At 70.9% G+C, this 16191-nt stretch carries 18 protein-coding genes; 10 read left to right on the forward strand and 8 right to left on the reverse strand.

What is annotated here, in order from left to right:
* Positions 1-33: 33 nt before the first annotated feature.
* The 3 genes from ACIBK4_RS32435 to ACIBK4_RS32445 are packed head-to-tail and all read right to left on the reverse strand — an operon-like array spanning position 34 to position 3761.
* A complete protein-coding gene (locus tag ACIBK4_RS32435; RefSeq protein ID WP_399000463.1) occupies positions 34-1455 on the reverse strand; it encodes a sugar transferase in 1422 nt (473 codons plus the stop codon).
* Complete coding sequence (locus tag ACIBK4_RS32440) at positions 1452-2627, reverse strand: glycosyltransferase (RefSeq protein WP_399000465.1); 1176 nt, start codon at positions 2625-2627, stop codon at positions 1452-1454. The genes ACIBK4_RS32435 and ACIBK4_RS32440 overlap by 4 nt, the downstream gene beginning before the upstream one ends.
* 54 nt (positions 2628-2681) lie before the next feature.
* Positions 2682-3761 (reverse strand): DUF3344 domain-containing protein, encoded by a 1080-nt coding sequence (locus ACIBK4_RS32445; protein WP_399000467.1) that lies wholly within the window; start codon positions 3759-3761, stop codon positions 2682-2684.
* Positions 3762-4015: 254 nt separating this feature from the next.
* On the opposite strand from ACIBK4_RS32445, the gene chpG reads away from it, so the two are divergent.
* The 7 genes from chpG (at position 4016) to ACIBK4_RS32480 (ending at position 8509) form a co-directional block, all read left to right on the forward strand.
* Positions 4016-4255, forward strand: coding sequence for a chaplin ChpG (gene chpG / locus ACIBK4_RS32450; RefSeq protein WP_019065678.1), 240 nt, complete (start codon positions 4016-4018; stop codon positions 4253-4255).
* A 260-nt stretch (positions 4256-4515) separates the two neighbouring features.
* Positions 4516-5214 carry a hypothetical protein gene (locus ACIBK4_RS32455; protein WP_399000469.1) on the forward strand — a complete coding sequence of 233 codons (699 nt, stop codon included), beginning with the start codon at positions 4516-4518 and terminating at the stop codon, positions 5212-5214.
* Between the two features lie 257 nt (positions 5215-5471).
* A complete protein-coding gene (locus tag ACIBK4_RS32460; protein ID WP_360078174.1) occupies positions 5472-5762 on the forward strand; it encodes a hypothetical protein in 291 nt (96 codons plus the stop codon).
* A 127-nt stretch (positions 5763-5889) separates the two neighbouring features.
* On the forward strand, positions 5890-6387 hold the full coding sequence (locus tag ACIBK4_RS32465; RefSeq protein ID WP_033284545.1) for a DUF5949 family protein: 498 nt from the start codon (positions 5890-5892) through the stop codon (positions 6385-6387).
* A gap of 186 nt (positions 6388-6573) precedes the next feature.
* Positions 6574-7083: a hypothetical protein gene (locus tag ACIBK4_RS32470; RefSeq protein ID WP_399000472.1), complete on the forward strand. Its 510-nt coding sequence runs from the start codon at positions 6574-6576 to the stop codon at positions 7081-7083.
* Between the two features lie 141 nt (positions 7084-7224).
* The gene (locus ACIBK4_RS32475) at positions 7225-7659 is read left to right on the forward strand and encodes a tyrosinase family oxidase copper chaperone (RefSeq protein WP_399000474.1); all 435 of its coding nucleotides are present in this window, start codon (positions 7225-7227) and stop codon (positions 7657-7659) included.
* Complete coding sequence (locus ACIBK4_RS32480; RefSeq protein ID WP_399000476.1) at positions 7643-8509, forward strand: tyrosinase family protein; 867 nt, start codon at positions 7643-7645, stop codon at positions 8507-8509. Before ACIBK4_RS32475 ends, ACIBK4_RS32480 begins: the two co-directional genes overlap by 17 nt.
* A gap of 102 nt (positions 8510-8611) precedes the next feature.
* Here ACIBK4_RS32480 and ACIBK4_RS32485 read toward each other — a convergent pair whose 3' ends face one another.
* Positions 8612-8911 (reverse strand): chaplin, encoded by a 300-nt coding sequence (locus tag ACIBK4_RS32485; protein WP_327403990.1) that lies wholly within the window; start codon positions 8909-8911, stop codon positions 8612-8614.
* Between the two features lie 196 nt (positions 8912-9107).
* On the opposite strand from ACIBK4_RS32485, the gene ACIBK4_RS32490 reads away from it, so the two are divergent.
* Positions 9108-9653: a DUF2087 domain-containing protein gene (locus tag ACIBK4_RS32490; RefSeq protein WP_399000478.1), complete on the forward strand. Its 546-nt coding sequence runs from the start codon at positions 9108-9110 to the stop codon at positions 9651-9653.
* 40 nt (positions 9654-9693) lie between these two features.
* Here ACIBK4_RS32490 and ACIBK4_RS32495 read toward each other — a convergent pair whose 3' ends face one another.
* The 4 genes from ACIBK4_RS32495 to ACIBK4_RS32510 all read right to left on the reverse strand — a co-directional run bounded on the left by ACIBK4_RS32495 (position 9694) and on the right by ACIBK4_RS32510 (position 14430).
* The gene (locus ACIBK4_RS32495) at positions 9694-10653 is read right to left on the reverse strand and encodes a D-2-hydroxyacid dehydrogenase family protein (RefSeq protein WP_399000480.1); all 960 of its coding nucleotides are present in this window, start codon (positions 10651-10653) and stop codon (positions 9694-9696) included.
* Between the two features lie 40 nt (positions 10654-10693).
* Positions 10694-12232 carry an APC family permease gene (locus tag ACIBK4_RS32500; protein WP_399000482.1) on the reverse strand — a complete coding sequence of 513 codons (1539 nt, stop codon included), beginning with the start codon at positions 12230-12232 and terminating at the stop codon, positions 10694-10696.
* Positions 12233-12415: 183 nt separating this feature from the next.
* Positions 12416-13387, reverse strand: a complete 972-nt coding sequence (locus tag ACIBK4_RS32505; protein WP_399000484.1) for an MBL fold metallo-hydrolase — start codon at positions 13385-13387, stop codon at positions 12416-12418.
* Between the two features lie 146 nt (positions 13388-13533).
* Complete coding sequence (locus ACIBK4_RS32510) at positions 13534-14430, reverse strand: helix-turn-helix domain-containing protein (RefSeq protein ID WP_399000486.1); 897 nt, start codon at positions 14428-14430, stop codon at positions 13534-13536.
* A 431-nt stretch (positions 14431-14861) separates the two neighbouring features.
* Between ACIBK4_RS32510 and ACIBK4_RS32515 the strand changes: the two genes are divergently transcribed.
* Complete coding sequence (locus tag ACIBK4_RS32515; protein ID WP_399000488.1) at positions 14862-15566, forward strand: beta-ketoacyl-ACP reductase; 705 nt, start codon at positions 14862-14864, stop codon at positions 15564-15566.
* Between the two features lie 68 nt (positions 15567-15634).
* Positions 15635-16015 carry a hypothetical protein gene (locus ACIBK4_RS32520; RefSeq protein WP_399000490.1) on the forward strand — a complete coding sequence of 127 codons (381 nt, stop codon included), beginning with the start codon at positions 15635-15637 and terminating at the stop codon, positions 16013-16015.
* The last annotated feature ends 176 nt before the right edge of the window (positions 16016-16191 follow it).

The raw sequence follows: 16191 nt of genomic DNA on the forward strand, positions 1-16191 counted from the left end.
AGGGGCGTTCAGGCGGGCTCGGTGGTTCACGGCTCAGCTCCCCGTCGGACGTACGAGCGCGGTCACCGTGCGGGCCAGGATGCAGATGTCCTGCCACAGCGACCAGTTGTCGATGTACGCGTTGTCGAACCGGCAGCGGTCCTCGATCGAGGTGTCGCCGCGCAGCCCGTGGATCTGGGCGAGGCCGGTGATGCCGGTCTGCATCCGGTGGCGGGCCGCGTAGCCGGGGTAGGTCTGGCTGAACTGGGCTACGAAGTAAGGGCGTTCGGGGCGTGGGCCGACCAGGCTCATGTCGCCGCGGAACACGTTCCAGAGCTGGAGCAGTTCGTCCAGCGAGGTCTGGCGCAGAAAGCGGCAGAAGCGGCTCATCTGCGGCTCGCGCGCGATGTTCCAGCGGGTCGCCGCCTCGTGCTCGTCGACCGGGCGGTGCGTGCGGAACTTCAGCAGAGTGAAGGGGCGGCCGTCCTTGCCGATGCGCTCCTGGCGGAAGACGACACCGCGTCCGTCGGTGAGACGCAGCACCACCGCGCACACCAGCAGCAGCGGGCTGACCAGGAGGAGCAGGGTGCCGGACGCCAGTACGTCCAGTGCCCGTTTGCCGAAGCTGCCCCGTCGGCGCGATCCCAACTCCAGCCGCCTGCAAGCGAATCCGGCGAGCTGGTCGCGCATCTCGTACGACGGGGAGTCCGCGTCGACCTCCCAGACCACGCAGCCCGATTCCGCCAACGCCCTCAGCAGCGGCCCGCGTTCGGACCGTACGGAGGGATGCACGGTGAGGACGGCCCGGACGCCGTTCTGGATGAGGGCGCGCTCGACCTCCTCGCCGGTGGTCAGGACGGGCAACCCCTCGGCGCCGTCCGGGTGTTCGGCCACGATGCCGATGGGTTCCACTCCGCACTTCGGGTGCCGTAGCACCGCCGCCGCCACGCGTTGCGCGGTCGTCGCCGGGCCGATCACCAGGGCGGTGCGGGGGCGGTTGAGGAGGGCCTTGCGGCGGCGTCGGTGCACCGCGCCTCGGGTCACGCAACTCGCCGCCGATTGAAGGGCGAAGCCCAGGAGCAGGGTGCGCGGGGAGAGGGCGCGGTCCGGGGCGTAGGCCGCCGTGAGGGTGCCGAGCGCGAGCCAGGCGACGGCGATCCGGCCGCAGACGGCGGGGAGTTCGTCGAGGACGCGGGGTACGGCCCGGGGCAGGTGCGGGCGCAGCAGTATCGAACCGGCGATCAACAGGGCGACCAGCAGGGGTCTGCGTTGGGTGCCGGTGAGGGCGAGGGCGCCCGCCACGGCGGCGGCGAGGTCCGCGGCGAGCAGTGGCAGCGGTGAGACCGGTCGCGCGGGCGGGCGGCGGACCGGGAACCGGAAACCGCCGCCGGTGCGGCGGGGGATGACCGAGACGTTCGAGAATCCGTGGTCCCGTGGCTGTCCGCCGGGGGAGGGGACGGTGCTTTCCGCAGTCACGAGTGGATGGACTCCCTGCACTCGGTGGGCACGACGGGTTTGCCGCCGAGGAGTTCGCGATACAGGCCCGCGATCGCCTCGGCGGTGTGCCGCACGTCGTGCGTGGACTGGACGTACCGGCGTCCCTGGTGGCCGAGGGACTCGCGCAGCAGCGGGTCGAGCAGCAGCTCGGCGATCGCCCCGGACAGCACCGCCGGGTTCTCGGCCGGGACCAGGCAGTGGGGTGCGAGAGCGGGCGGCAGGCTCTCGCGGGCGCCCGCGACATCGGTGACCACGACCGGTCGGGCGCAGGCCATCGCCTCCAGCGGGGCCAGCGCCATGCCCTCCCAGCGCGAGGGCAGGACCACCAGGTCGGCGGCCTGGTACCAGGGCACGGCATCGGCGACCGACCCCGCGAACAGGACGGAATCCGGGGCGAGTTGGCGCAGTGCGGCACGGTCGGGGCCGTCGCCGACGAGCACCAGACGGGCCTTCGGTACGCGCCGGACCACCTCGTCCCACGCCGTCAGCAGGACGTCCTGGCCCTTCTGCCGGCACAGCCGTCCGACGCAGACGACCAGGGGAGCCGCCGGGTCGACCCCGGCGAGCTGCTCGATGCCGGCCCGTACGGTGTCCACGGCCGCCGGGTGGAAGCGCTCGGTGTCGATGCCGTTGGGGATCACGCTCCAGCGGCCCCGGACCCCGGCCCGCACCCCGGTCGTACGCTCCGCCTCGCTCACGCACACCGTCCGGGTGGCCCAGCGCGTACCCCACCGCTCCCAGCCGGTCGCGAGCGTGGCAGTGACCCCGCCGACCGCCTCGAACGACCAGGCGTGCGGCTGGAACACGGTCGGGATCCGCCCCCGCACCGCGAGCCGCCCGGCGAGTCCGGCCTTCGCGCTGTGCGCGTGCACCAGATCGGGCCGCACCTCCGCGACCACCCGGGCGAGCCGCCGTACCTCGGAGACGAGCGTCGGACCCGGGGAGCGGGTCGCCTCCCACCGGCGTACGTCGGCGCCGAGCGCCCCGACCCCGTCCGCGAGGCTGCCGCCGGCGGGGCAGGCGACCGTGACGTGCAGGCCGGACGCGAGCTGGGCCCGCGTCAGATCCGTGACGACACGGGCGACCCCGGCGTCCACGGGCTGCGCGAGGTGCAGGACCCGTGGTCGAGCGTCGGTTGCTGGCTGGTGCATTGCGCGGTTTCCTCGCTCACGGGTGGCGCTCGGGACTGCGGGCGGGAACGCGCCTCACTGCTGGGCGTCGACGGCGACGAAGAGCGCCCCGAACCACGCCGCGTCCCGCTGGGAAACGAGCCGGAAGGCCAGCTGGTCACCGCCGGGACGCAGCGCCTTGCCGAGATCGAACACATCGGAGTCGTAGCCGAGGGTGTTCGCATACGCGGGCGCACGCTCCGAAGGCGCCGCCGCCGGGTCGCTGATCGTGGAATTCAGCACGTCGTCACGGGGGTTGGCGCCGTCACCGAGCGCGGTGGCGTTCGTACGACCGGTCGAGAGCGTGAGCGAATCCCCGGTGCGGCCGCGATCCCCGTTGTACGCCACCACGCCCGCGCGTCCCCCGGCGTGCGCGGGCACACGCACCCCGCGCACGCGGATCTCCGCGCCGGTACGGGAGTCCAGTGCGCCGAAGCCGTCCCACAACTCCAGCCGGCGCAGCGGCTCCTGTGGCTTCTCGTACGCGACGACGAGGGTCCAGCCGCCCCACGCGCCGGCCGCGGACTTGCCCATCGCGGTGTTGACCTGGGCCACGGTGTAGAGGCCCGAACCGCTCTCCCGGACCAGCTTGGTGACGTCCGCCGAGGCCTGGAACGCGTCCGCGCCGCCCGCCACCCGGTGCCCTACGACGCTGTCCGCGAGCACCGCCTTGTACTCGCCGCCGGGCTCCGCGATCAGCACCCGGCCGTTGTCCTTGGGCGGCTTCTGCTCGCCGACGCGGAGGTTGCCGCCCCAGTACAGGCGGGCGTACGTGGCCCGGGCGCCCTCGGGCAACCGGACCTCCGCGCGGGAGGAGTTGTAGGTGTTGGGGTCGCGGTCGACGTCCACGTAGAACATGTCGAAGTCGCCGTTGACCGCCGCCTGTCCCTCGCGTACGGCCGGGCAGGCGGCCGAGTCCTGGCGGCAGCTGATCGAGGTGTTGGCCGCGCGGACGATGCCGCCGTGCTGGAGCGCGTGGTAGCGCTGGGCGAAGGGGACGCGCTCCGCCTCGGCGGGCGGGGCGGATGCTCCGGAGGCGGCCGGGGCCCAGATCGTGACGAGGGCCAGAGCGCCCGTCGACGCCCGGCGCAGCAGCGGACCCAGGGAATTGCGCATGACCGGAGGTGCCCTTTCGGGAAGTACGGCCCCTATATGCGATTTGCTGGCTATAGGGGTACTTCGGGAGGTGCGCAACTCTAGTGGCTATCCGTATTAATCCGGCGAAACATGGCAAGTGTGTCGGAATGGTGAAGTTAGGCCCTCTGGGAGATCACCCCATTGGCGGCACAACCCCTGTGGGCGCCGCGCGTTGACACAGCGCCGGGCATCCCCGCCCGTCTGTTTGTTTCAACCCCAAGGAGCACCTCTCCATGTCGCGTATCGCGAAGGGCCTGGTCCTGACCTCCGTTGCCGCCGCCGCCATGGCGGGCACCGCCGGCATCGCCGCCGCCGACAGCGACGCGCACGGCGCGGCCGCCCACTCCCCGGGCGTGCTGTCCGGCAACGTCGTCCAGGTTCCGGTCCACATCCCGGTCAACGTCTGCGGCAACACCGTCAACGTCATCGGCCTGCTGAACCCGGCCTTCGGCAACACCTGCGTCAACGACTGACGTCCGCGCGCATCACTTCGTCCGGCCGTTCTCCCGTGGGGTCTCCACGGGGGGACGGCCGGTCGGCGTTCGGGGGTGTTGCCCCGAATGGGCGGTAGCGGTCCCGGCCCGGCGCTTCGGTCTTGACATGGCCCTCACCAGGCACGACGTCGACCGTACGGCTGACGGACGGTCACCCGGCGCGTCCGCCCGGTTGCAGGTGGTGGTGAGCGCTTTCACGGTGGGCTCAAGATCCGAAGCACCACCGAAAGGAATCACCCATGCGTGGTCTGCCCGCACGGCGCGTCGCGTCCTCCGTGCTCTGTGCCACTGTCCTGATCGGAATCGCCGGCCCCGCGGCCGTCGCGGCCGACAACGACTCGGCGCGGAAGCACGTCCACGCCGCGTCGAGCGCGCCGGTCCCCAACGCTGACGCACTGCTCGCCCCGGTCAAGAGCCTCGGCGACCTCGGCAGCGTGCTCACCCCCGTCACCGACCTGCTGACCCAGGCGCTCAAGGCCGACAACGGCCAGCTCTCCGCCGACCAGGCGAAGACGCTGGGCGACGCGGTCACCGCGGCCGTCGCCAAGATCACCGCGGCGGCACCGGCCGCTCCGGCGGTCCCCGCGGTTCCGGCAGCCCCTGCCGTGCCCGCGGTTCCGGCCGTGCCCGCGCTGCCCTCGCTCAAGAGCGCCGACGACTCCAAGGCCAAGGCGCCCGCCGACCTCGCCGGTGACGCGCTCGCCTCTCTGCAGAAGGCGGTCGCCACGCTGCTCGCGGCGGTCACCTCCGGCAATGTCGCCGGCGTCGTCCCGGCGGTCACCGGTGTGGTGACGGGCCTCGTCAACGTGGTCGCGGCCACGCTGCTCGGCGGCGGTCTGCCCGCACCGAGCCTGCCCGGTCTGCCCGCGCTGCCGGCGCTGCCGTCGACGTCCTCGCTCCCGGCGGTGCCCGCGGTTCCGGCGGTTCCGGGCGTCTGACGCGAGCAGCCGCAGAGGAGTCGTAGAGCAGTCGTAGAACGGTCGTCGGGTCGGTCCCTTTTCCGGGGGTCGGCCCGGCGGCCTTTTCGGTTGCACGGCCTTTTCATATGAGGATGGGAAACGCGGATGAGACACACGCTGCATTCGGGTGGGCAGCAGAAACTTTCTGCGCACGGGGTTTCCGCCCCGGCCGGAACTCGTTACACACGGCGACAGAATTCGCTCTGGTGACATGAGTTGCCGAAGAAAGGAACACGATGAAGTCCCTGAAGGCTGCCGCTGTCGTTGCCGGGTCCCTCGCCATCGCCGGTGCCGCCGCGCCCGCGTTCGCCTACAGCCCCGCCGACGTGACGCCCACCAGCCTCACCGGCGCCGTCAACACCCTCACCAGTGGTCAGCTCCAGCCCGCCGACGTGATGCCGCTGCAGCACCAGTCGGACGCGCTCGACACCGAGAACAAGGGCTCCGCGCTCAACACCGTCAAGGGTGCGACCGCCGCGCTGAACCAGCACAACCCGCTGCTCGGCGGTCTGCCGCTGCAGGGCTGAGTTTCTCCGGTGGTGTTCGAGGGGCGTCGCGAGGCGTCCCTCGTTCGTGTGGCGGGGCGCCCGCGCCATCGGCCGGACGGGTGAGAACGCGGCCGGTGGTCTTCCGGCCCGTCGATAAGGTCGCGCGGTGACCTCAACCTCAAGCGAAACGCGCCCCTTCCGCGTCGCCGACCTCGGCACCCTCGTCGTCCTGGCGTGGAGCGGCGAGGCCCCCGACGGGGACATGCCCTACCTCCTCGCCTACACCCTGGGCGACGCCGCGGACGGCCCCGAGGCCGCCACCGCCGCCGTGGAACGGCTGCTGACCGACAACGGGCTCCCGGTCGGCGGCAATGTCGTCGACGGCGCCTCCAAGCCCAGCCTGCCGATCACCATGCTCGTCGAGTCAGGGCAGGCCGTCCTCAACATGCCGCAGCTCAACGCCCAGTGCGTGCCGCCGCCCGAGTGGCTCGCGGCGGTCGGCGAACGCGGCTTCGCCTACCTGGTGTTCACCACCCGCCCCTGGCCCGAGGCCGAGCCGGGCAAGCCCGTCACCCCCGAGGCGCTGGCCGAGTTCGCCGGCTCCGAGGACACCCTGAACGCCGCCGCGCACATCATCCTGCCCGCCCGCAGCCTGCGCGGCTGACGACCCGACAGCGGGCGGGAATTGCCGGTTCCGGCCCGCTGACGGGGAGCAACTTCCGGCCCGCCGACGGGAATTCCGGAAAGCTGACTACTACGGCACTCGGGGGAATCTTGAACTGATGCCCTGCCCGGCCTCGTTACCCGGTCAGCACGCAGAGCCTCCGAATTCCGAAAGGGACCGCACTCCATGAAGTCGACCACCCGAGGAACCATCGCCGCCGTCCTCACGGCCGTGGCGGCCGCGGCCGGTGCCGCCGCCGCGACCCCCGCCGCCGCGGTTCCCGTGCCCGTGCCGCTGGAGGGTGCGGAGAGCGCCCTCGGCATGGAACTCCCCAAGCTGGGCGGGGAGATCCCGGTGCCCATGCCGGGCTCGCCCGAGGGCCCGCGGTACGTCGAGGGTCGGCTCATCCCGGAGCGGGCCGTGCCCCAACTCCCCGTCCACGGCGGCCTGCCCGGCCTCGGCCTGCGCGCACCGCTGCCGCACGTCCTCGGCGACGGCTTCGACCACGTCGGCGTCAGCGCCCCCGCCTCCGACCTGCGCACGATGGCCCCGGGCCTGGCCCTGGACGTCCCGCTGACCCCGCCCAACCCCGACAACTTCGGCCTCCCGGACCTGAAGGCGCCCCAACTGGGCGTCCTCGCCCCGGTGTTGCAGACCGTGCCCGGCGCCGACCTGGTCACGGGAGCGGGCCTGTAAGGCTGTAGCGCAGGAGCGGACACGGGCCCGGGTGGTGCGACCCGGGCCCTTCCGTGTGCCCGAGCCTTTCGGACGGTGACCGCAGGGGGCGCCGGACGGTTAGCCCCTCGAACGAGCCGTACCGGACGAGGGAGTTGGGCCATGAGCGTGAGCGTCGGTGGAGTACCCGTGGGCCGGGAGTCGGTCAGACCCGGGCCGGTGCGCAGGACGCGACGGGAGGCGCTGCGCGGGGTGTTCGGCGCCGCCCTCGCCGTCGCCCTGGTGCCCGTCGTCGCGGCCTCGCGGCCCACGCGCTCCGGCGAGGACCCCGGGGACACCGCCTTCGACGAGACGTACCGGGGCCGTCGTATCCACGGTGTGCTGAAGGACGGCTGGCAGGTCACGGTGGACGGCCGACCGCTGCATCTGATGCGGCGGGCCGACGGCACCTGGCTGAGCATGGTCGACCACTACCGCTCGTACCCGACGGCTCTGGAGGCGACCCGCGCTGCGGTCGACGAGCTGAGCCCCGGGCGGGAGTTGAGCGAGGCGAACGGTCCGATGCACATGGGGGGAGACCATGGCGTACACGCGTAAGGACGTCAGCACACTCACCGCCGCCGAGAAGCGGCGGTTCGTGGCGGCGCTGCTGGAGATCAAACGGCGGGGCGAGTACGACGAGTTCGTGCGCACCCACATCGAGTTCTTCGTGCCCGACGGGGAGTACGGACTGCGCTCGGCGCACATGGCGCCCTCCTTCCTGCCCTGGCACCGGCAGTTCCTGCTGGACCTGGAGCGGGCCCTGCGCCGGGTCGACTCCTCGGTGACGGTGCCCTACTGGGACTGGACGCGCGAACGCTCGGCGACCTCCACGCCCTGGACCAAGGACCTGCTCGGCGGTACCGGGCGGCGCTCCGACCACCAGGTGACGACCGGGCCGTTCGCCTACGCGGCGGGCAAGTGGAAGATCACCGAGAACATCACCGACGAGCCGTACCTCACAAGGGACTTGGGCCGGGCCGGCGCCCCGATCGCGCTGCCGACGAAGAGCGACCTGGACGGGGCGCTCGCCGACCCCGTCTACGACATCTCGCCCTGGGACTCGACCTGCCGCACGGGGTTCCGCAACCGGCTCGAAGGGTGGGGCACCGGGTCCGGCAGCGCGTCCTGGCGCAATCACAACCGCGTCCACAAGTGGGTCGGGGGCGTGATGCTCGGCGGCGCCTCCGTCAACGACCCGGTCTTCTGGCTGCACCACGCCTTCATCGACCTGCAGTGGACGCGCTGGCAGAACAAGCACCGCGGCGCCCGCTATCTGCCCGCGAAGCCGCCGGGGGCGGGTGACGACCAGGAGGGCCGGGTCGTGGCACGGCAGGAGAGGCTGCCGCCGTGGGACGTGACGCCGGAGCAGCTGGAGGACGTCAGCGCGATCTACCGGTACGCCTGACCGGTCGTGGATGTGCGGACATGGGGAGAGCCCCGGCGCCTGAGGTGCCGGGGCTCTTCGCGTACGTCCGTCCGCGGGTGCGGTCGAAAGCGCGCGGTCGGATCAGTGGCCGTAGCCGTTGCCGCCGTAGCCCGGGCCGGGGTGGCCGGGGTGGCCGTGGCCGCTCACGTTGGCGCAGGTGTTGCCGAAGGCCGGGTTCAGCAGGCCGATCACGCTGATGGTGTTGCCGCAGACGTTGACCGGGATGTGGACCGGCACCTGCACGACGTTGCCCGACAGGACGCCGGGCGAACCGACGGCCGCACCCTGCGCGCCCGCGTCCGCCATGGCCAGGCCGGCGCCGCCGAGCGCCACAGCACCCGTGCCGAGGGCGACAACGGCCGCCTTCGCGATGCGAGACATCACGTTCTCCTTTGGTTCGATGAGTACGACGGCACGACTCGCCACCGCACTTGGAGTTCAACGCGGCGGCGCATGGCTGGTAACGGCGACAGCGCGGGGATCACCTTTTTGAACAGGACTTCGAGCGCCGGGAGCGGGTGTTCGGCGCCCGGAAATTCGGTGCCCGTGAGGGGTGGCCGCCCATTAGCCTCCGGTCATGGCAACCGACCAACTGTTCCGTCTGTTCGCCGAGCAGAACCGTGTGCGCGCCTTCGCGGCCGTGGCCCTGGGGGCCGAGACCTCCGAGCAGGTCGCCGAGGTGGCCGGCCTGACCCCGAAGGGCACGGCCGTCGCCCTGCTGCGGCTGCGCGAACAGGGCGTGGTGAAGACCATGGACGACGGCGAACTCCGCGTCGACTACGACCTGTTCAAGAAGCTGGCCCGCGAGAGCGCCGAGCCGGTCGAGGACGGCCCGGTCACCGGCGACGAGCACACCGACATGATCCTGCGGACCTTCGTCCGGGACGGCCGGCTGGTCCGGCTCCCCGCCCAGTGGACCCGCAAGCAGGTGGTGCTCCAGCACATCGCCGAGCAGACCTTCACGCCCGGCGTCGAGTACCCCGAGCGCACCGTCAACGAGAAGCTGCGCGCCTGGTGCGACGAGGGCGAGGTCGACCATGTGACGCTCCGGCGCTACCTGGTGGACCTCCACCACTTGCGCCGGAGCGAGGGAATCTACCGGCTGTCCACGACAGCGGCCTGACACGCGCCTTCGGCGTCAACTGCCGTACGGTGCGCGGTTTCTACGGCAGCTGTCGTACGGGCGAGCCCGCCAGGTAGGCCCGGATGTTCTCGACGGCCTGGCCGTAGTACGTCGTGTAGTTGGCCCGCGAGACGTAGCCGAGGTGTGGTGTCGCGAGCAGGCGGGGGGCCGTGCGGAGCGGGTGGCCGGCGGGGAGGGGCTCGGTGTCGAAGACGTCGAGGCCGGCGCCGGCGATGCGGCCCTCGTGCAGCGCGGTGAGCAGGGCGTCCTGGTCGACGATCGCCGCGCGCGAGGTGTTGATCAGATACGCCGTCGGCTTGAGGAGGGCGAGTTCGGCGGGGCCGAGGAGGCCGCGGGTGCGGTCGCCGAGGGCCAGGTGGACCGAGACGAAGTCGCTGTCCGTGAGCAACTCCTCCTTGGACGCGGCGAGTTGGACGCCCACCTCGTCCGCGCGCTCCTTGGTGAGATTCTGGCTCCACGCCGTGACGCGCATGCCGAAGGCCAGGCCCACCTGTGCGACCCGGCCGCCGATCTTGCCGAGGCCGAGCAGTCCGAGGGTACGGCCGTGCAGGTCGGCGCCGACCGTCCGCTGCCAAGGGCCGCCGTCGCGCAGGGAGTTGGCCTCCTCGACGATGCCGCGGGCGAGGCCGAGCAGCAGGGCCCAGGTGAGTTCGACGGGCGGGGTCGAGGAGCTGGCCGTGCCGCACACGGTGACGCCGTGCGCCTGCGCGGCGGCGTAGTCGATGACCGAGTTGCGCATCCCGGACGCGATCAGCAGCTTCAGGCGGGGGAGTTGAGCGAACAGCGAGGCGGGGAAGGGGACGCGTTCGCGCAGGGTGACGATGATGTCGGCGGTGGCGAGGGCGGCGGCCAACTCGCCCTCGTCGTCCAGGTGTTCACGCAGGCTCACGACCTCCACCGTGTCCTCGACCGGCGACCAGTCGGCGAGTTCGGTCGCCACGTTCTGATAGTCGTCGAGGACAACACAGCGCAGGGGCACGGCAGTTCCTTGGGTAGGTTCCCGGTGATCGTCCGGAACGCTACTCCTTGGCGAGCGAGAGCGAGTTGGCCGTCCGGGTCGGCTTCCCCAGGGCCCAGAAGAGGACGCCGAGGAGCATGAAGCCGATGAGCGGGACGAGTTCCGTCAGCAGGTACTGCCCGCGTTCGCCCTTGGTCCAGCCGTCTGGGGCGTAGTCGGCGCCGAACCAGTGGTCGCCCGCACCGGGTGCGACCAGCTGCACACTCGCGAACACGATGAGCGCGGTGAGCACCACGCTGAGCAGGATGGGGACGGGCGCCTTGTAGGGGCGGGGGACGTCCGGGGCCTTGTAGCGCAGGACCGCGAGGGCCGGGAAGATGCCCAAGTAGCTGACCAGCGTGGTCGATACGGCGAGACCGAGGACGGCGCCGAAGAGCTTGGCCGCGCTGCCGTTGGTGAGTTGGTGGGCCAGGACCAGGACCAGGGTGGAGACCAGGCCGCTGAGGATGTTGACCCGGACCGGCGTGCCGAAGCGGCTGGAGATGACGCCGAGGAAGCGGGGCGCGGCGCCGTCGTAGCCGGAGACGGCGAGGGCGCGGTCGGAGCCCATGACCCAGGTGACGCCGGAGGACAGCACCGTGAGGATGAACAGGACCGCGGCGATGTCCCCGAGCACCGTGCCGGCGCCGCTGCTGGTGACGCTGCCGTCGGCGGCCACGTCACCGCCGTAGACGGTGAAGACCTGGCGGATCGCGTCGAGGAAGCCGCCGAGGCCGGTGATGGCCTTGACCGGGAGGACGAGGAGGATGCCGAGGATGGGGAGGGCGTAGAGGAGTACGGCCAGGCCGGCGCTGCGGAAGATCGCGAAGGGGACGTCCTTCTGGGCGTCGGTCATCTCGTCGCCCGCGGTGTTGGGCAGTTCGAAGCCGACGTAGTTGAACATCAGGACGGGCACCAGGCCGACGAAGCCCGCGTACGTCGGGGAGAAGTCGCCGAGGCCGAAACCGTGCAGGCCGTGCTGGATGCCGTAGATGACGACCGTGATCGTGAACAGGCCGAGGAGGGCGAAGCGGCTCCAGGCGCCGATGGTGGGGATCCACTTGCCGACGTCGAAGGAGAGGATCGCGGCGAGGACGCCCACCCAGATGAAGACGAGGGCGAAGACGTAGAAGGCGGGGGTGCTCAGGTCCTTGCCGTCGTTGAAGAAGGTCGTGAACGCCGTGACGGCCGAGACGGCGAGGGTGCCGCCGAGCCAGACCGGGTTGGTGATCCAGTACAGGAAGTTGTTGACGGCGCCCGCGAGGCGGCCGAAGGCGCGGCTGGTCCAGATGTAGGGGCCGCCCTCCTCGGGGAACGCGGCGCCGAGTTCGGCGATCAGCAGCGCCGAGGGGATGAAGAACACCGCGGCCAGCACGATGAGCCAGGTGAACGCCTCGGCGCCGGAGGAGGCCACCGTGCCGATCGTGTCCACGCCGACGATCGTGCACAGGAGGAAGAACAGGATGTCGAAACGGCCGAAGTGCTTGCGCAGCTTCTCCCGTTCCGTCTGAGCGGCGGTCGGCGGGCCGGCCGGCCCGGAGTCGATCTGACCAGCGGCCACCGGGGCTCCTGCGGGGTAGTGGGGAGGGGACGGGGGTGGGGAAGGGGTGGGGAACGGCGGGATTCGGCCAATGATGGGTCGGGCTTGCCGAATCCCACAAGCGTTCGGGGCTAATTCTTGACCATTGCGTATCCATTCGGACGTAACGGAAACCGGGCCGAAACACGTCGGTCTACGCCTGTGTCACGCGGACGTCGCCGTCTCCGATGTGCGCTGCCAGGCGATGCGGGCGGAGAGTTCGAAGAGCTCGACGAGTTTTGGACGGGAACCGTCCTGGTTGAGGTGGCGGAACTCCGCGGAGAGGGTGATGGCGAGGCGTTCCGGCAGGCCGAGGCCCGGGTAGCGGTTCTCCGCTATGAGGAGCTGGGCCGCGTCGAGCGCGGTCCTGCCCTGGCCGTGGAGGAGGAGGGCCTGGTCGGCCAGGTCGTCGAGGTAGGCGATGTACGTGCGCAGGTCGTCGGGTGTCATCAGCGGGCCGTGGCCCGGGACGATCCACTCGGGGTCGAGCGCCAGGATGCGTTCGGCCGCCGCCGAGACGTGGTCGAGCGGGCCGGCCCAGTGGCAGGGATGGTCGCCGGAGAAGACGATGTCGCCCGCGAACACGACCCGTTGGTCGGGGAGATGGACGATCAGGTCGCCCTCGGTGTGGGCGGGGCCGACCTCGTGCAGTTCGACGGGGATCCGGCCGAGCGTCAGGTCGTGGCGGCCGCTGAAGGTTCTGGTGGGCGGTAAGACCTGTATCCCGGAGAAGTCGAACTTCCCGAAGTGGTGGCGGAAGTACCAGCCCAGCGGCCGGCCCGGATCACTGTCCCGCAGCAGGGTGTTCAGTTCCTGAGGTGTCGGTTCGACGCACTGGTGCCTGAGGGCCGCGTCGGTGGCGATGATCTCGGTCCCGGTGAGGCACTGGTTGCCCCAGGTGTGGTCACCGTTGGCGTGCGTCGCTACGACGATGCTCGGCGCGGTGTCTCCCGTCACGCGGTGGGCCGCGGCGAGGAAGGTCTCCGTGAGGGCGGGTGTGTACGGGGTGTCCACGAGGAGGGCCTCGCCGTCCGAGTGGACCAGGCCGCAGTTGGCCAGACCCCAGGTGTCCACGCCGTCGGGGGCCCACATGTGTACGCCGGGCGCTATCTGGCGGAGTTGGGCTGTGTCAGTCACGAGGCGGGATTCTCCCTGGAGGGATGTCTGGGCGGCAACGGGCTCTGCGCGGCGACGGGGCTCTGGGCGGCGACGGGGCTCTGCGCGGGCGCAGGAGTCTGCGTGGGCTCGGAGATCCTGGGCAGGCTCAGAAATTCTGCGCAGGCTCAGAGATTCCGCACGGGCTCGGCGACTTGTGTGGGCTCGAAGACGAGGAACAGGAATCGGGCACCCGGTGAGCCGAAGGGTTGTGCCGCGCACATCGTCACCGTCCCGAGCTGCGACGGTGTGTGCTGCTCGCAGCAGCGGTCCCTGCGGTCCTCTTCTCCCGCCGCGGGGACGTAGCCCGCGTGGCGCATCAGGCGCGTGTCGCCGTCGGGGTGGACGTAGGCGAGGTTGTGGTCGCGGTAGATGGGGCCCGCGACCGGGTCGTCGTTGACCTCCTGGTCCAGTTGCCGGAGGTCCTTGTTGTCGGGGTGCGAGGCCACGGCCGTGCGCAGTTGGGCCGCGACCGGCTCCGCCCACCGCTTCTCCCAGTGCACCAGGTGGTGCTCGCGGGCGTCTTCGCGCAGCAGCATCCAGCGGATCAGGTTCTGTTCCGGAAGGCGGGCGGGTTGGCCCGGGGCCTGCGGGAACATCCGTATGAAGTCGTCGTTGGCCGCCAGGACGTTCCAGGCCACGTCATTGGCGTAGCAGGGCTGGCCGGAGACCCGCTCGATCGCCTTCTGCCAGGCCGGGGCGACGCTGCTGCCCGCCAACGGGTCCATGGGGAAAGGGGGTTCGTAGCCCAGGGCGTAGACGTACAGGGCGGTGCGCTCGCGCTCCTCCATCTTCAGGGCCTGGGCGACGTTGTCCAGGAACTCCGCGGTGGGCGACGGCATTTCACCGCGCTCAAGGTCGGCGTAGGTGCGCTCGGAGACATATAAGAGCTGTGCCACCTGGGCCTGGGACAGACCTGTGGAACGGCGCCCCCGTCCGCTGCGCTGCGGCCACCCGAGTTCGGTCGGGTCGATCTGGCCCCGCTTCCAGCGCAGCAGTCTCTGCAGGGCTTCCTTGTTGTCCAACTCAGAACCTCTCTGGTGCTGACGGATGGGTGGCCAACTCAATTACCGGAGAAGCTCGTTCCTGAAAATCCCGAACCGGAAAAAACAGGTCCTGGTGCCCCGGGACGTCGACCCACGACAATCGCTCACCGGACCAGCCGCGTTGTGGGAGACGCGAGGTCCCCGACCGCGAGGGAGTTCGCGTGTTTCACCGGGCGACGGCCGAACTGCCGTACCGGCAGGGCGCCTTGGTGGTGCGCGTCCGTGTGCATGTCGCGTGCCGCACTGGTCCCTCTCGGCCTCGATGCCCACGAATTTTGTCATGTTCCATCATTCATCACCCACAGTGACGGCTCAACCGATCACGTCACAGTGGCGTATTGGCCAGTTTTCCCTCACCTACCGGCCCCTCACCTACCGGCCCCTCGGCATGGGCACCAGAAAGGCATCCTGTGTCCCGTTCAGTCCTGATCACCGGTGGCAGTCGCGGCATCGGCCTCGCCATCGCGCGTCGCCTCGCGGCCAACGGCGACCGTGTCGCCGTAACGCACCGGACGGGCGATCCGCCCGAGGGGCTGTTCGCGGTTCGGTGCGACATCACCGACACCGATCAGGTCGACGCGGCCTTCAAGGAGGTCGAGGCGGAGCACGGTCCGGTCGAGGTCCTGATCGCCAACGCGGGGATCGTCAAGGACCAACTCCTGCTGCGCATGTCCGAAGAGGACTTCACCTCGGTGATCGACACCAACCTGACCGGCGCCTTCCGCGTCGTCAAACGAGCCAGCCGGGGCATGCTGCGGGCCAAGAAGGGCCGCGTCGTGTTCATCTCCTCCGCCGTCGCCCTCCGGGGTGAGAGCGGACAGGCCAACTACGCGGCTTCCAAAGCGGGGTTGATCGGCCTGGCCCGCTCCATGGCCAGGGAACTCGGCGTCCGCGGGATCACGTTCAACGTGGTCGCGCCGGGGCTCACCGAGACCGCGATGAGCGAGAACCTCACGGAGGAGCAGCGCACGCACCTGGCGGGCCAGATACCCCTGGGGCGGCTCGCGAGCCCCGACGAGGTCGCCGCGGCCGTCGCCTTCCTGGCCTCCGAGGACGCCAGTTACATCACCGGTGCCGTGCTGCCCGTAGACGGGGGTGCCGGGATGGGGCATTAGCAGGTGGCGGTGCACCCAGCGCGTTCAGCCGTCCGTTGCCCTTCACTCACCGCCAAGGAGATTTGCGTATGCGCGCGCCAACTGAGCCGAACGTGCATCAGTTGACCGTCGAGGACTTCACCGATGAGGACGTGGCCGAATTCCACCGTCTGATGGGCGAGTTGCTGACCAAGTGCACGGCGGTGGGCCGGCAGCACGCGCCTGAAGGAACGTGGGTTCCGTCCGCCTCCGGCCTCTTCGACCAGATGGCCGAGTCCATGCAGCTGTTCGCCGACATCTCCCGCACCCTCAACCACACACGCGCCGGAATCCGCCGCATCGGGGGCAGGGCCCGCCTTCGGCTCTACGACCGGACGAGCGCCGGCGGCAGCGGCAGCGGCAGCGGCAGCGGCAGCGCCGGTACGGGGACGGGCGCCGGTACGCACAAGGGCTCCACCGGACCGGCCTGACAGAGGGCCCCAGTTGTTCTCGGATGCGCTTCGGCCTGCCGTCTCGGTGGCCGGGGCGTCGCCGGGAGCCCCGGCGGGGTCGGCCGATACGAGGGAGGTCGGCCGGCCCCGCGGTAATCCCCGAGCTTCCTCGGGGGACTCCTTCTTGGGGATTCCTTTGTTCACGCTTGGCCCGC

Source organism: Streptomyces sp. NPDC050528, from assembly GCF_044457795.1.
In the GTDB taxonomy this organism is placed as follows: Bacteria; Actinomycetota; Actinomycetes; order Streptomycetales; family Streptomycetaceae; genus Streptomyces.

What these genes read in the sequence shown, in the direction of transcription:
- ACIBK4_RS32455 (WP_399000469.1), top strand. Translation starts at nt 4,516, where the DNA reads ATGCGTGGTCTGCCCGCACGGCGCGTCGCGTCCTCCGTGCTCTGTGCC.
- ACIBK4_RS32485 (WP_327403990.1), bottom strand. Translation starts at nt 8,911, where the DNA reads ATGTCTCGCATCGCGAAGGCGGCCGTTGTCGCCCTCGGCACGGGTGCT.
- chpG (WP_019065678.1), top strand. Translation starts at nt 4,016, where the DNA reads ATGTCGCGTATCGCGAAGGGCCTGGTCCTGACCTCCGTTGCCGCCGCC.
- ACIBK4_RS32460 (WP_360078174.1), top strand. Translation starts at nt 5,472, where the DNA reads ATGAAGTCCCTGAAGGCTGCCGCTGTCGTTGCCGGGTCCCTCGCCATC.
- ACIBK4_RS32440 (WP_399000465.1), bottom strand. Translation starts at nt 2,627, where the DNA reads ATGCACCAGCCAGCAACCGACGCTCGACCACGGGTCCTGCACCTCGCG.
- ACIBK4_RS32470 (WP_399000472.1), top strand. Translation starts at nt 6,574, where the DNA reads ATGAAGTCGACCACCCGAGGAACCATCGCCGCCGTCCTCACGGCCGTG.
- ACIBK4_RS32490 (WP_399000478.1), top strand. Translation starts at nt 9,108, where the DNA reads ATGGCAACCGACCAACTGTTCCGTCTGTTCGCCGAGCAGAACCGTGTG.
- ACIBK4_RS32520 (WP_399000490.1), top strand. Translation starts at nt 15,635, where the DNA reads ATGCGCGCGCCAACTGAGCCGAACGTGCATCAGTTGACCGTCGAGGAC.
- ACIBK4_RS32445 (WP_399000467.1), bottom strand. Translation starts at nt 3,761, where the DNA reads ATGCGCAATTCCCTGGGTCCGCTGCTGCGCCGGGCGTCGACGGGCGCT.
- ACIBK4_RS32475 (WP_399000474.1), top strand. Translation starts at nt 7,225, where the DNA reads ATGAGCGTGAGCGTCGGTGGAGTACCCGTGGGCCGGGAGTCGGTCAGA.
- ACIBK4_RS32480 (WP_399000476.1), top strand. Translation starts at nt 7,643, where the DNA reads ATGGCGTACACGCGTAAGGACGTCAGCACACTCACCGCCGCCGAGAAG.